Annotated in this window: 14 protein-coding genes; 12 read left to right on the forward strand and 2 right to left on the reverse strand. The window is 50.2% G+C overall.

Features of this window, described 5'->3' with window-relative positions:
• Positions 1-43: 43 nt before the first annotated feature.
• Both FHS90_RS04165 and FHS90_RS04170 read left to right on the forward strand, forming a co-directional pair.
• Positions 44-1426, forward strand: a complete 1383-nt coding sequence (locus FHS90_RS04165) for a sigma-54-dependent transcriptional regulator (RefSeq protein ID WP_182511971.1) — start codon at positions 44-46, stop codon at positions 1424-1426.
• Positions 1410-2714, forward strand: coding sequence for a sensor histidine kinase (locus FHS90_RS04170; RefSeq protein ID WP_182511973.1), 1305 nt, complete (start codon positions 1410-1412; stop codon positions 2712-2714). The genes FHS90_RS04165 and FHS90_RS04170 overlap by 17 nt, the downstream gene beginning before the upstream one ends.
• Before the next feature lie 397 nt (positions 2715-3111).
• Here the strand turns inward: FHS90_RS04170 and FHS90_RS04175 are convergent, their stop codons facing one another.
• On the reverse strand, positions 3112-4020 hold the full coding sequence (locus tag FHS90_RS04175; protein WP_182511975.1) for a DUF72 domain-containing protein: 909 nt from the start codon (positions 4018-4020) through the stop codon (positions 3112-3114).
• A 411-nt stretch (positions 4021-4431) separates the two neighbouring features.
• Here FHS90_RS04175 and FHS90_RS04180 point away from each other — a divergent pair, with 411 nt between their 5' ends.
• Positions 4432-5202, forward strand: coding sequence for a septal ring lytic transglycosylase RlpA family protein (locus FHS90_RS04180; RefSeq protein ID WP_066835334.1), 771 nt, complete (start codon positions 4432-4434; stop codon positions 5200-5202).
• A gap of 234 nt (positions 5203-5436) precedes the next feature.
• Positions 5437-6342, forward strand: coding sequence for a toxin-antitoxin system YwqK family antitoxin (locus tag FHS90_RS04185; protein ID WP_066835335.1), 906 nt, complete (start codon positions 5437-5439; stop codon positions 6340-6342).
• Between the two features lie 426 nt (positions 6343-6768).
• On the opposite strand, the gene FHS90_RS04190 is transcribed toward FHS90_RS04185, so the two are convergent.
• Positions 6769-7122, reverse strand: coding sequence for a YraN family protein (locus FHS90_RS04190; RefSeq protein ID WP_066835336.1), 354 nt, complete (start codon positions 7120-7122; stop codon positions 6769-6771).
• Between the two features lie 124 nt (positions 7123-7246).
• Here FHS90_RS04190 and lipB point away from each other — a divergent pair, with 124 nt between their 5' ends.
• From lipB to porL, 8 genes are all read left to right on the forward strand, one after another.
• Complete coding sequence (lipB, locus tag FHS90_RS04195) at positions 7247-7978, forward strand: lipoyl(octanoyl) transferase LipB (protein WP_066835337.1); 732 nt, start codon at positions 7247-7249, stop codon at positions 7976-7978.
• The gene (locus FHS90_RS04200) at positions 7962-8366 is read left to right on the forward strand and encodes a hypothetical protein (protein WP_066835339.1); all 405 of its coding nucleotides are present in this window, start codon (positions 7962-7964) and stop codon (positions 8364-8366) included. The genes lipB and FHS90_RS04200 overlap by 17 nt, the downstream gene beginning before the upstream one ends.
• A 68-nt stretch (positions 8367-8434) precedes the next feature.
• Positions 8435-9502: a glycosyltransferase family 4 protein gene (locus tag FHS90_RS04205; protein ID WP_066835341.1), complete on the forward strand. Its 1068-nt coding sequence runs from the start codon at positions 8435-8437 to the stop codon at positions 9500-9502.
• 3 nt (positions 9503-9505) lie between these two features.
• Entirely contained in the window at positions 9506-10633 is a 1128-nt protein-coding gene (locus FHS90_RS04210) for a DUF4271 domain-containing protein (RefSeq protein WP_182511977.1), read from the forward strand.
• Between the two features lie 64 nt (positions 10634-10697).
• Positions 10698-11489, forward strand: a complete 792-nt coding sequence (locus FHS90_RS04215) for a uroporphyrinogen-III synthase (RefSeq protein ID WP_066835345.1) — start codon at positions 10698-10700, stop codon at positions 11487-11489.
• Between the two features lie 143 nt (positions 11490-11632).
• A complete protein-coding gene (locus FHS90_RS04220; RefSeq protein ID WP_066835347.1) occupies positions 11633-12616 on the forward strand; it encodes a PorP/SprF family type IX secretion system membrane protein in 984 nt (327 codons plus the stop codon).
• A gap of 201 nt (positions 12617-12817) precedes the next feature.
• On the forward strand, positions 12818-13846 hold the full coding sequence (gene porK / locus FHS90_RS04225; RefSeq protein WP_182511979.1) for a T9SS ring complex lipoprotein PorK/GldK: 1029 nt from the start codon (positions 12818-12820) through the stop codon (positions 13844-13846).
• 68 nt (positions 13847-13914) lie between these two features.
• Complete coding sequence (gene porL, locus FHS90_RS04230) at positions 13915-14709, forward strand: type IX secretion system motor protein PorL/GldL (RefSeq protein ID WP_066835349.1); 795 nt, start codon at positions 13915-13917, stop codon at positions 14707-14709.
• Positions 14710-14759: the final 50 nt, after the last annotated feature.

Consider the following 14759-nt stretch of genomic DNA (forward strand, 5'->3'; position numbering starts at 1 on the left):
AGCTTAAAAACAGTAATTTCAACCAACGCGCTGAATGAACCCCATGATTTTAATTATTGACGATGACGTAGCCGTGCGGGCTTCCCTGAGCTTGTTGCTCAAACAGGCGGGCTATGCCACGGCCCAGGCGGCTAACCCCGCCGAGGCGCTGCAGGCTGCGGCTACCCTGCGCCCGCAGCTTATGCTCCTGGACATGAACTTTTCCATGGAGACCACGGGCGAAGACGGTCTGCAGTTGCTGGGCCAGCTGAAGCAGCTTTACCCGCAGGTGCCGGTCATTTTGATCACGGGCTGGGGTTCCATCACCCTGGCGGTAGAGGGCATCAAAGGCGGCGCGGCCGATTTCATCACCAAGCCCTGGAACAACGACCATCTGCTGCAGAGCGTGAAGACGGCGCTGGAACTGGCGCAGCCTACCACTGAGGTTCCCGCAGGCAAGCTCACCCGCAAGCAGCTGAACGACCAGTATGACTTCTCCATGCTAGTGGGCGAAGACCCTGGCCTGCTGCAGGTGCTGCGCAACGTGGGTCAGATCAGCGCCACAGATGCCTCGGTGTTGATTGAAGGCGAAAGCGGCACGGGCAAGGAGCTCATTGCTGAGGCCATTCACAAAAACAGCCATCGCCGCAAGGCACCGTTTGTGAAGGTGAACCTGGGCGGCATCTCGGCCAGCCTGTTTGAAAGCGAGATGTTCGGGCACCGCCGCGGCGCGTTCACAGACGCCAAAACCGACCGCGTAGGCCGTTTCGAGATGGCGAACAAAGGCACCATCTTCCTGGACGAGATTGGCGAACTGGACCTGGCCAGCCAGGTGAAACTGCTGCGCGTGCTGCAGGACCGCACCTATGAGGTCCTCGGCGACAGCCGCTCCCGCAACCTGGACATACGCGTGGTCTGCGCCACCAACCGCAACCTGCAGGAGATGGTGGCCGAGGGCAAGTTCCGGGAAGACCTTTATTATAGAATCAACCTGATTACCGTGAAGCTGCCCGCCCTGCGCGAACGCAACCAGGACATACCGCTGCTGGTGCAGCATTTTGTGAACAACCTCAAGAAAACCTACCACAAGCAGGAGCTGCAGGTGAGTAATAAAGCCCTTAAATGGCTCAGAGAACAGCCGCTGCCGGGTAACATTCGGGAATTGAAGAACCTGGTGGAGCGCACGGTGCTGGTAAGTGGCAAAAGCCTGCTGGAGGTGGAGGATTTTCAGAACCAACTGCAGGGCGGCCTTAGAAAACTGGAGGAGAAGGCCCTGCCCAGTGTAGGGGCCATGACTCTGGAAGAGCTGGAGGCCAGCATGATTAAGAAATCTATGGCGTATTACCATAACAACGTGAGCAAAGTAGCCAAGGCTTTAGGCGTGAGCCGCGGGGCGCTGTACCGACGGCTGGAGAAGTTCAACATTCCGTATGACGCTCAGGAGTAAGTTTGTACTGGTGGCCGTGCTGCTTTACGGCGCCATGCTGGTGCTGGCCTGGCAGCTGGTGGCCTACAACCGCTGGCTGTTTGTGGCCGCAGAGGTCTTGATTGTCGCCAGTTTGTTGTTTACCGTGAAGCTGTACACGTCTTTCGTGCGGCCGCTCAACCTCATTGCCGCGGGCGTGGAGTCCATCAGGGATCGTGATTTTTCGATCAAATTCCTGAAAACGGGCCAAAAAGAGGTAGACCAGCTGGTGGAGGTGTACAACCAGATGATGGAGGAGCTGCGGCAGGAGCGGGTGGTGCAGACCGAGAAACATTTTCTGCTGGAACGCCTGATTGAAGCCTCGCCCTCGGGCATCATCCTATTAGATAGCCACGACCGCGTGGCGGGCCTGAACCCTGCGGCGGCGGTGCTGCTGCAGGCCAGCGGCAGAGATCTGGTGGCCAAACCGCTGGCGGATCTGCCAGGGCATTGGGGTGCTTCATTGGGAAAATTGCCTAAAGATGAGCAGCGCATCATCAGGCCCAACGGCATTCAGACGTACCGCTGCCGCAAAATCAGGTTCCTAGACAAAGGCTACCACCGCTACTTTATTTTAATAGAGGAACTCACCCAGGAACTGCTGGAAAAGGAGCGCAACGCCTATGAGAAGCTGATCAGGATGATGTCGCATGAAATTAACAACTCCATTGGCGCGGTCAATTCCATTTTACACTCCTTCGCATATTTCTCACCGCAACTGGACCCGGGCACCCGCCCAGACTTTGACGAGGCGCTGCAGGTGTGCATCACCCGCAACCAGAACCTGGCCGGTTTCATGGCCAACTTTGCCAATGTGGTGCGCATACCGCCGCCTACCAAGCAACCTGTGAGCCTGCATGAGCTGCTCCACAGCATTCAACGGCTCATGCTGCCCAGCGTTGAGCGCAAAGGGGTGTTGTGGCACTGGGAGCTGGACTCAGTTTCACCTACGGTGGAAGTAGACGTGCAGCAACTGGAGCAGGTGCTCATTAACGTGGTGAAGAATGCCGTGGAAGCTGTGGAGGAAGGTGGCTGGGTAAAGGTGAAAACGGTAGCGAACCCGCCACAACTGCTCATCCAGGACAACGGCCAAGGCATTGCGCCTGAGGTGCAGGAAAAGCTCTTTAGCCCGTTCTTCAGTACCAAAGCCAACGGCCAGGGCATTGGCCTGACCATGGTGCGGGAGATTCTGCTGCAGCACGGTTTCCCCTTCTCCCTGCAGACAGGCGCAGACGGCGTGACTACGTTTCAGACTCAGTTTGTTTCTTGACCTCACCCCCAGCCCCTCTCCCACAATGAGGGAGTTCTGCTGTTGCGTTTTTAGCTTGTTTTGGCCAAAACAGGCCGAAAACGCATCTTGGTTTCCCTCGCTCTTTTTCTAAGGGAGAGAAAATTATATAAGTGCGTTTTTGGGCTATTTTGGCTAAAACAGCCTGAAAACGCTTGCTCACAAGACCTGGCCGGGTCTTTCAGAGGGCGAGTGTCTCCGTCAATTTTAGAGGCTAACTAAATCCTGAAAATCAACCTCAATGCTGGAAATCCTGTTCCTGACACAAAAGTTCTTACAGGTTTTGAAAACCGGTGAGACAGAAGGGGGTTTCTGTTTTGGGCATGTTTTTAGAAAAACAGACCCAAAACGCACTAATAGCTTTCGGGCGTTCTTGCGCTTAGAAAAGCTGCCCTTGCACAAACTGCTGCACTTTTTGCGGGCGGGGCAGGGCAATGCCGGTTCTCTTCTCTAGTTGCTCCATCAAATAGACGAGCGTGGGCGGCGCGTCCAGTACTTCTGGCTGGTGCATGAAGAAATACACGGTTTGCAGGCCTTGGTCCAGCCACTGGTGAAGGCGGTCTGCCCAGTCGTTCAGGCGGGTAAAGTCAGTGGGGTGTTTGGCGTGTCCGTTGAACCTGATCATGGCCACGGGGGTGGTGAGGCGCATGTGCAGCACATCACGCCTGCCCGCCACGTCTGTGATGACGGTGGTAATGTTCCGCTCCTCCAGAAACTGAAACGCCCCCTGCGTAACCGCTGATTCTTTGAACCAGTTCTCATGCCTGAACTCTACGGCCAGCGGCACCTCCTGCGGGAACTGCAACAGAAACTGCTCCAGCACCGGCCAGTCCTCTGGCCCAAAGAACGGCGGCAACTGCAGAAAGGCCATGCCCAGTGCGTCGCCCAGGCCTAAAATGGCGTCGCAGAACAGTTTGGTGGGTTCGCCCACGTGGTGCAGCAACTGGTCATGGCTTATCACCTGCGGAATTTTTGGGCAGAACACAAACCCCGGCGGCACGGCTTGGCGCCACTTATGAATGGCCCTGGCATCTGGAATACGGTAGTGGGTGGTATTCATCTCCAGCGTGTTGAATTGGCGGGCGTAGAAGTGCAGCAGTTGCGTGTCCTGGGCACCGGCAGGATAGTAAATTCCCTGCCAGGTTTTGTTTGTCCAGGTGGGGCAGCCCAGATACAGGCCGGGCCTGGTAGGCCGCTGCGAACGGGCCAGCACCTGCGGGGTGGCGGGGTGGTCTGGCGGCAGGGTGAAGTCTACCTGATTGAGGTTGGGAAGTCTACCAAAATCCATTTGTGCTAATATCGTTTTAGGTCTATATACGTGTCAAAAGGGTGAGCAATCGACTAAAAAAAGAGGGGTTCCACTAATTTTTTTAGAATAATTACATTTTTTTTTACCTGATTTTACTTTTCCAAGTCTTTTTAAGATGACGAGGCAGGCTGGGGTGGCGGTTAAAATTGCGCTGGAGCCTTCTTAAAGCCTGAAAATCTGTTAAAGTAAAGCTTGAAGTTTGGCATACCACATTTTGTGAATTTAATTATATTTCAAAAATAAAAAATTGAACATTTTACAAGAAATGTATTAATTTATTAGGTTGAGGCAGCGACAAAAGCAGGTGTCAGGGAGGGGGAAGGGTTGTATTGAAAAAAATATTCCTAATTTTGTCGCCTTGAAATTGATGTTCCACCAACAAAACCTAAAATGGGGAAACTGAAAATTTACTATGCAATTGCCGTTCTTTTCATCTTATTCTTTGGGATTGCACCACTTGCTTCTGCACAGGAAGTAGGTGAGACTCAAAGCGGAACCGCATCATGGTATGGATCAAAATACCACGGTCGCCGCACCAGCAGTGGAGAGGTGTACAACCGCCACAAATTGACTGCCGCCCATAACGGGCTTCCTTTAGGCACTAAAGTTAAAGTAACCAACCTCACTAACGGGGAGAGTGTGGTGGTAAAGATAAATGACCGCGGTCCGTTCAGAGGCCGCCGCATCATTGACCTGTCTGAAGCCGCCGCCAAGAGAATTCATTACCGCAGCAGCGGTCTTACTGAGGTAAAAGTAGAAGTGCTGGAACTGCCGGAGGCTTTCCTGGCCGCCCGCGCTAAAAAGGCAGAGGCTGAGAATCCTGATCTCACCGCCACCGCTGAACCTGTCACCGCTGAGACCACGCCCCTTGTAGTGGCGGCGGCCCCGGTTCAGCAGCAACTGTTTGTAGTGCAGGCCGGTGCCTTCGGGAACCAGGCCAACGCAGAGGCGCAGGCAGAGAAATTACGCAAGATTTACCAGAAACTGCCCATCTCATTGGTAGAGGAGACCGTGAACGGTAAAAAAGTGCACCGCATAATTGCCGGCCGCTTCAACAGCCGCCTGACCGCTGAGCAAGCCCGCAAAGATTTTGCGCAAAAAGGTGTTCAGGGACTGGTAAAGGTGATGGCAGAGCCTGCCCCTATTGCCAGCACGCTGTAAGAGTCCATTGTTTTATTTAGGTTTACTGCCAAGTCTGCCCTGCAGGCTTGGCTTTCCTGTTTTGGAGCCGTTTTCAGAAAAACAGCCCCAAAACAGGAAAACTGAATTTTCTGTGTAGATTTTTGTTCCTTTAAACAAGCTCTCAGCAGGCAGGTAGCGGCACCTTGGGGTAAAGCGTATACCATAGAGGGCGTAAACACGTTTAAGGCATTGAAAAGTGAAAGAAGTAGTGCTATGAGAATTGTACATGCGTGGCTGGTGGTTTTGGGTGTGCTGCTCCTGGCGGCAGTGCCGCAGGAGGCGCAGGCGCAGACCATAGGGAAGGAGAAGAAAAAAATCTTTTTCTGGAAGAAAGCCAGGAAGCCGGTTGACCTGAACCCCGTTGATTCTGGGGCCGTGGTTGACTCCCTGGACATGCCTTCTTTGGCGGTAGCCCAGCAAGACAGCGTTGACGAAGACGGCGGCAAAAAGAAATCAAAGAAAAAGAAGAAGGCCTACTTTGGTATGCGGGTGAAACGGGGCTTCGCCCGGCAGGGCAAGGGCAAAAACCAGATTGTAGAAACCTTTCACTACCTGCGCGAATACAAAGACCCCAACCCGTATGTGCAGGACAAGCATTATTTTGACGTAAAGAAGCGCAAGATCTTCAGGGCGAAAGCGCTGGACCCCAAGAAAACCCCCATGCTGATTCTGCACGGGCCTTACACCAAAAAGCGTGGCGATGTGGTGATTGAGCAGGGTTACTTTTTTGTGGGGGCGAAGCACCTGCGGTGGGAGACCTTCAGGCCAGACAGTACCCTGACCCAAAAAATACACTACTACAAAGGGTTTCTGAGAGACTCAGAGATCTCATACTATGATGCCGCCAAAACCAAGATCAAAGAGGTGATCCCGTACCAATACGGGCAAGTGCAGGGTGATTATTATAAGTTCTACGAGAACGGCCAGTTAGAATGGCAGGGTACCTATGACAAAGGCCGGAAAGTGGGCACCTGGATCAACTTCTATGATTTCAGGGGGCGGCGCCAGTACGAGTTCATGTACCCTGAAACCGGTTTTGACGCCCCAGCTGAACCTGTGCTGGTAAAACAGTACAACCGAAGCGGGGAACTGGTGTTTGAGAATAAGGAAAAGAAATAACCGCTTCTGCAGTTTGAGTCTGCCGCTGTCTGTTTTGGGGCTGTTTTGGAGAAAACAGCCCCAAAACAGACAGTTTTTTATGGCCTTTCTGCTCTATGTGCCGGGGTAGAAGGAACAATACATTTTGTCCTCCCTGTCATCCTGAAAGGGCTGAGGGAACAGGTGGCAACGGCAGTAGCGGTCAACAGGGCCTTCTCTGGTTCGCCATCTGTTTCCCCAGGATGTAATTTTGTAAGATTCAATTTTTATTTCGGATTCCATTCATAAAAGACACTGTTCCCCTGGTTTGGTGAAACTGCTATGGGCGGCTGTGTGGCGGGTTCTTTGCGAGAGGCAGGGCGGCCGCGCGGCCGGCGGGGCTGTTTTCCGTTTTAGGGCTGTTTTCTGAAAAGTAGCCCTAAAACAGGATGTAGGGCCTTGCTGCTTTTAGTGGAAGGCGTCTTCAATGTGCAGAATCTCCGGGCGGTCTGGGTGCCAGATAATGGAGATGACGTCAAAGCGGACGTCGTGCTGCCAGTTCATTGCTTCTATATAGTGTTCGGCCGCCAGGTGCAGCATTTGCTCTTTTCTGGCCGAGACGGCCGCCTCTGGGAAACCAAATGCCTGGCTGCTCCGGGTTTTTACCTCTACCAGCACCAGCACTTTTTCTTTGGTGGCTATCAAGTCTACCTCTGCGCGCTTAAACCGGAAGTTTCTGGCCAGGATCAGGTAACCTTTCTGTAAAAGGAACGCCTCTGCGGCGGCTTCGCCTTGCCTGCCCATGTGGGTATTATGTCCCATTTTTGTTCCTTCTTGGTTTAATGAGTAATTTGCAGAGTTTCTGTCACGTATGGCTTATACAGGGGCAGAAACGGCGGTTGGGTGGCACGGCCCCTTGATTTTGTACGAAAGCAGCCTGAAATAAGTGGAGCGCAACAAAGAGATATTGGTTGAGAAACTGGGGCTGGTAGATTACCAGCAGGCCTGGGATTACCAGGAGCAGTTGCTGAAGAGTGTGCTGGAGATAAAGGCAGGCAACCGGCAGCTGCCGCCAGAAGAGCAGCAGGCCACCTCTAATTACCTGCTTCTCTGCCAGCACCCGCACGTGTACACGCTGGGCAAAAGCGGGCACCTGGAGCACCTGCTGCTAGATGAGCAGGGATTGCAGCAGAAGGAGGCAACCTTTTACAAGATTAACCGTGGAGGGGATATTACTTACCACGGGCCGGGGCAGCTGGTGGCTTACCCTATCCTGGACCTGGAGAATTATTTTACTGATATCCATAAGTACCTCAGGTTTCTGGAGGAGGCCGTGATGCTAACGCTGGCTGATTTTGGCATATTAGCGGGCCGTATTGAGGGCCTGACCGGGGTCTGGCTGGACTTTGAGGAACAGGAAAACCCCAGAAAGATCTGTGCCATGGGCGTGAAGTGCAGCCGCTGGGTGACTATGCACGGGCTGGCCTTGAACGTGAACACAGACCTCAGCTACTTTGGGAACATTGTTCCCTGCGGGATCTCTGACAAAGCCGTGACTTCCATGGCGCTGGAGCTAGGGCGCAATGTGGCGCTGGAGGAGGTAGAAAGACGGCTACTGGTCCATTTTGAACAATTATTTGAAGCCACGTTGTTGGAGCAGCATGAAGAAAGATATTGATTTTCATCAGGTAGAGGGCGTTTCAGTGGCTGTTGCCCGTGAGACAAACGAGCTGGGGCTGGAGGAGTGGAACGTGTACCTCATCAACAGCAATGCCTTCACTATAGACAATGTGCTGGTTGCCTCTAAAGGCTATGGCGAGCATGAGGGGCAGGAAGTGAAGACGTCAGTGCTGCGGCACATGTTTGAGCAGGTGCCTGGCAAGAGTTCTCAGCAGGTGGAGCCTATTGACCCGGCGTTGTTTCACCTGACCAATGAGTTCTGGGTGAGCTATTATATAGGCAATAAGATACATGATAAGCGCTTCCTGTTTGTGCCGGGAAGTATTGTAGAAGATAATTTAATCCAGATTTCCATATTGGAGAAGCAAGGAGTACTGCACTCATAGGCCCAGCCAAGAGGCTTTTGCCCAATAAGTGCCGCTTTGCGAAGAACGTTACTAATCAATGACCCTGCATGAAGTTTTTTACCTACCTGCTTTCCTTTAGCTGGTCTTTTTTCATAACCCTGTTTGCCATACCCTCTATTGTGTATGTGGCACACCTTAAAAATATTCTGGATCAGCCTAACAAGCGCACGGTGCACGTTTCCCTTACGCCCCGCCTGGGTGGTCTGGGGGTGTTTGCCGGTTTCATGTCAGCACTGACCATCTTTGGGGATCTGTCTAACGGGGTGCAGCAGGTGCTGGCGGGGTGTATCATCCTGTTCTTTGGCGGTTTGAAAGATGACCTGGTGTCTATCTCGGCCTTTAAAAAGTTCTTTATGCAGGTTCTGGCCACGGGGGTGGTGATGTTCATGGCAGACATCAGGATTACCAGTTTTCAGGGAATCTTCGGGATCAATGAGCTGCCCATTGGGTTAAGTTATGCGTTTACCTTTTTCACCATTGTTGGGGTCACCAATGCCATTAACTTGATTGACGGGCTTGATGGTTTGGCAGGGACCATTGTCACCATCATTGTGTCCACGTTCGGGTTTTACTTCTGGTACGCGCATTTGGCCAACTATTCAAACTACGCAGGGGTGGCTGTGTGTCTGATTGGCGGGCTTTTGGGCTTTTTGAGGTATAATTTTTACAAGGCGCGTATATTCATGGGAGACACCGGCTCGCTCTTGTGTGGGTTTGTGGTTTCTGTGATGGCTATTCAGTTTATAGAAATGCACCGCATGGGGCCTCTGTACAGCAGTGAGGTGTACCAGATATACGCTGCGCCTGCCGTGGCCCTGGGGGTGCTGTTTGTCCCGCTGTTTGACACCATCAGGGTTTCTTTGATCAGGGTGATGAAAGGGGTGTCGCCGTTTTCGCCAGATAAAAACCACATTCACCACCGCATTCTGGCCATGGGTTTCAGTCAGGTGGCCACCGTATTGATTTTGGCCATGTTGAATATTCTGGTCATTGTTTTTGTGTTTAACTTCTCCCACTGGGGTAATCTGAACCTTCTGCTCTGCCTCTTAGGGTTTTCTATTCTCTTGAGCTTTGTGTTGGGGCAGTATAAGGCCAGGCCTACCACTACGGCATAAGGTATGCGGTTTTGGCTTTTGCTTTTCAGTTTCTGGTTGGCAGGTGTGGGGGTGCGGGCAGAAGAGCCTTATCTTAAGCCGCTACTTTCATCTGACTGGCTAATCTACAAAGCGGCAGACAACTCATTAGTGCCGTATTTACCCGGTTACCATGATGAGCGCCAGGCGCTGTATCAATGGGTTTCGCTTGACCAGTTTACGAACCCTAAAATTGAGTTTGCAGCCCGTAAGCAGCTGTGTCTTTTTCTGGACAACCAACTGGTTTTCTCAGCAGACTCCACGGCCCGGTTTACCGTTGATTTTACTGGGAGAATGGTGCCTGGTAGACGGTACCTGCTTACTGTCTGGCACCCAGAGCAGCAGCCCAATTATCTTTCCTTCAGGGTTCCGCAGGAGCCCATGACTGCCAGTAACCCGGTGCAAAAGAAGGTGCTGCAGGTGAAGGTGAGGCAGCCTTCTTCGCATAGGAGCACGTTGGTGCTGGTGATGCTTGTGGTGGGGCTGGTGTATGGGGGGCTTCGGCTTACATTTTACTCTGATTTTGCCAGCATCTTCAGAGTCAGTAATTTCTTGAAACTTTCAACTTTAGAGGAAGGGCTCCTGACCAAGCCTATTGGCAACTGGTCCAGTATTCTGTTTGTGATCGCTTTCTCCCTGTCTTTTGCCTTGCTGATTGTAGCCATTCACACTGACATTGAAGACCTGGCGCTGCTCAACCAGCTGTTCACTGCCACCCAGGCTGATCTAGTCTCCAAAATACTGCTCTATGCCCTGATAATCTTTTTGTTTGTGGTGTTTAAGTACCTGTTTCTGAAGTTGATGGGCTTTATTTTTGGTGTGGCAGAAATTGTGCTTACCCAGTACCGGGAATTCTTGCGCACCCTGCTTTCTATGGGGGCTTTCCTGCCCGTAATCATGTTGCTGTACTTAGGCACGTCTTCTTCTGTGCCGCAGCTGGTGTATTGGATTGCAAATGTGAGCGTTACCATTCTGCTTGTCTTGACAGCCGTCAGGACTTTTCTAACGGTAAGTAAAAAATATTCCCTCCAAAATCTACATTTATTTTCGTACCTTTGCGCCACAGAAGTGATACCATTAATGATTTTGCTCAAACTGATTGTGTTTGTGTAGTAGATCCTGGTAAATGTAAGGGGTATCACTAATCTCAGATACAAGTTGTTTAACTACTTCTAACATGGCTGACGGTAAAGAAGCGTTGGGTGCGGACAGACATTCAAAGAAAATCTCCAGTATACTAGTCACGCAGCCAAAGCCGGCAAATGATAACTCGCCTTATTTGGGTATTGCCGAAAAATATGGCATTAAAGTTGACTTCAGGGCTTTTATAGAGATTGAGCCTGTCTCCTATAAGGATTTCCGGAAGGAGAAGATCAATATACTTGATCATACTGCCGTTATCTTTACCAGCCGTAATGCTGTTGACCATTTCTTCAGGATCTGTGCCGAAGGTAAAATAGAGGTGCCTGCAGAGATGAAATATTTCTGTATCTCTGACCAGACGGCCTATTACCTGCAGAAGTACATTGTGCTGCGTAAGCGTAAATTGTTTATTGGCGGCAAAACAGCCACTGACCTGTTTGATGTGCTGAAGAAGCATAAGAACGAGAAGTTCCTGTATCCTTGCTCTAACATCAGGAAAGAAGATATTCCTGAGTTTATGCGGGAAAACGGGTTTAACTTCACAGAGGCTACCATGTATAAGACCGTGGCAGCAGATCTTTCTGATCTGGCAGAAGTGAAGTATGACTGTATTGCCTTCTTCAGCCCTTCAGGAATTCATTCCCTTTTTGTGAATTTCCCTGACTTCAAACAGAATAATACCAGAATAGCTGCGTTTGGACCTACTACAGCCCAGGCTGTGCGTGATGCAGGTTTAGAACTTGATATTGAAGCCCCTATGCCCAATGCGCCTTCTATGACAGGGGCCATTGAGGTTTATATACAACAGAATTCTGGGAAAAAGTAAATATGTTGTTACTTTTCATGAGATTGTGCGTAGCATTGGCTAAGGCTTAAAATGAGGTGGTCTTTTGGTGGATCGTTAGCAATTTGCTAGATTAAGCCAAAAGACTACTTTAATGATGGTCCAGTCTTTATAAACGACTTACAATGCGCAGAATCTGTCTATCACTTACCATCTTGTGCCTTTTAGCTTCTGTGCTTGCCAAAGCGCAGCAAGTTCCCCAGTTTAGTCACTACGGGTTCAATGGTCAGTTTATTAGTCCAGCTTATTCAGGTGTGAGCGGGCAGACTGAGTTGAATGTACTTTACCGCTACCAGTGGTTAGGGTATGATGGTGCTTTTGATGCCGGCGGTTCTCCCAAGACAGCGTTGTTTACACTCTCTGCCCCTTTGCCAACTTTAAAGAGTGGGGTAGGGGTTATTGTGATGAAAGATGAGATTGGAGCGGTAGATGTGTTTCAGGCTCAACTTTCTTATGCGTATCATGTGTCTGTTGGAACCGGCACCCTGAGCCTGGGCGTGCAGGGAGGTATGACCAACATGAGCAAAGGCGGGTACCGACCAAATAATGAGAATGACCCAAAGGTGCCCTTTAACAGCTCAGACAGAAAGTTTGATATGGGGGCTGGTGTGTGGTACCAGCATGCGAAATGGTACGTGGGGGCGGGGCTGGTAAACCTGCTGGGTGCCACCTATGAGTTTGAGGGCCGCGCTGCTGATACGGGGGCAGAGCCTGCCACGGTGCGGGGAACCGTAACCGGTGAGAAGCATCTAATGGTAACCGGTGGGTACCACTGGGAACTTTCTGATGCCGTTACCGTAACACCTACTGCTATTTTAAAGCAAGATTTGCAAGCGAATACAAACTCAATTGAAGCAGGTGCAAGAGCAACTTTTAATAATAAGTTTTGGGGAGGGCTTGGGTATAGGTTTGAAGAGGCTGCTACGGCAATGTTAGGTATTTATCTTTTGAAAGACAATGCCTTGAGTTTTGGGTATGCCTTTGACTATACTGTGGTAGATGCAAACGCCAAAAGCCCCACCTCTCATGAGGTAATGCTTGGGTATAGGTTGCCTAAATCTAAGAATACTACAAAACCTCCTGTGAGAACCCCCAGATATAATTTTTGAGTACAAGCAGATGGGAGGCAGGCAATGAACTGATGGAGTTGTGTTTACTGCTGAAATAAAATAATATTTTTTTAACAACGTTAGAGAGTTGACTTTCAAGAAAAAACAATAATTTTGTTTTTTAATTCTGTTGTATATATTTGCTATCTTTAAAACCTAATACGCAGAGTGGTAGCGCTATCTTTTTACAAGTCCAAGAATATGAATAAGTTTTTACAGTCTTCTGCCATTGCGTTGAGCGTTGTGTTGATGGCGGGGTGTGGTATGGGGAGAAGCTCTGAGGGGGATGTGATTGGGGCGGCAGACCGTCCTGAGTTCAATCCGCAGGAGGTGCCATATGGAATGATTGCCTGCCCTGGTGGAACATTTCACATGGGGCAAACAGATCAGGATATTGCCGCCAGTATGTCTAACCTGAACAAGCAGGTGACAATTGGTGGTTTTTATATGGATGAGACTGAAATCACCAACAATGAGTACCGTCAGTTTATTGACGCTATTCGGCAGGACTCATTAGATGTGTTGGGGGAAGAGTATGTGATGACCCAGCTGTATCCAGATACCACCGTATGGGTGCGGGACTTTACGTATCATATGGGGGATCCTTTGATGGAATATTATTTCACCCACCCGGCATTTGATGATTATCCTGTGGTAGGGGTAGACTGGTTTGCTGCAAAATATTTCAACAACTGGAGAACCAAGTTGAAAAATGCTTACAACACAGACAACGGTCAGGCGCCAATGCCAAACTTCCGTCTGCCTTCTGAGGCAGAGTGGGAGTATGCGGCACGCGGTGGCCGTGATTTGGCTACCTATCCTTGGGGTGGTCCTTACCTGCGTAACGCCAGAGGCTGTATGTTGGCAAATTTCAAGCCGGGCCGCGGTGACTATTACAGCGATGGTTTCACTTACACCGCTCCGGTAGGCCAGTATTATCCTAACGATTTCGGTCTGTATGACATGTCTGGTAATGTGGCTGAGTGGTGTGAAGACGCATACTCTGAAGCATCTGTGCCAGTGGTGTGGGATTTGAACCCAACCTATTATAAAGATGATGAGCCCCGCAAGATTGTGCGCGGTGGTTCCTGGAAAGACATTGCCTATTTCTTAGAGACGGGTGTCCGTAATTTTGAATACCAGGACTCTGCCCGTTCTTACATTGGCTTCAGAAGTGCCATGATCTACATTGGCCGTTCTTCAGGCCGTGAGTTCGGCTTTGGGAACTAATATTCTTTTTTGAACCTTCAACTGCTATTTAAAAATAATTCCTGAACTAATCTAAATCTGTCAAAACAATGAGCAAATCGAAAGGCAACTTCTTCTATGATAAAGTGATGCCAAAAATCTACGGTATCGGGGCTGCGGTAGTAATTGTTGGTGCCTTGTTTAAAATTCTTCACTTAGACGGAGCCAATGAAATGTTGATTGTAGGGTTGGGAACAGAAGCGGCTATTTTCTTTTTAAGTGCCTTTCAGCCAAATCCGCATGAGCCAGAGTGGGAGCGTGTGTATCCTCAATTGAGAGATGATTATGACGGCCCGCTTCCTACAGTGCCCGCTGCTACGAACAACGCCTCTTTAACCGGAGATCTTGATAAGATGCTGCGTGACGCTAATGTAACCCCGGCCACCATTGGGTCATTAGGTCAAGGGTTGAACCGTCTGAGCGATACAGCCGCTAAAATGTCTGATATTGCAGATGCCACTGTGGCTACCAATGAGTACACTACCCGTGTAAGAGCTGCGGCTGGTTCTTTAGACAGAATCAACGAAGCGTACGGTGCTACCGTTGAGGCGGTGTCTCACATGGCAAACGCCACGAAAGATGCCCAAGCCTACCATGCCCAGGTTCAGAACATTACTAAAAATCTGGGTGCCTTGAACGCTGTATATGAAATGGAGTTACAGGATGCGAACAGCCACCTGAAGTCAATGAATAAGTTCTACGGTAGCCTGACCATGGCTATGGAGAACTTGACAGACGCCAGCCGTGATACAGAGCAATTCAAAGAAGAGGTAGCAAATCTTACCAAGAACCTGCATTCTTTGAATAACGTGTACGGTAACATGTTGAATGCCATGAGAGGGTAACCTCTGTCCTTCCCTATACAATATAAGTTTAACTACAAAGTAAACCCTAT

This window comes from Rufibacter ruber, assembly GCF_014138425.1.
Lineage (GTDB): Bacteria > Bacteroidota > Bacteroidia > Cytophagales > Hymenobacteraceae > Nibribacter > Nibribacter ruber_C.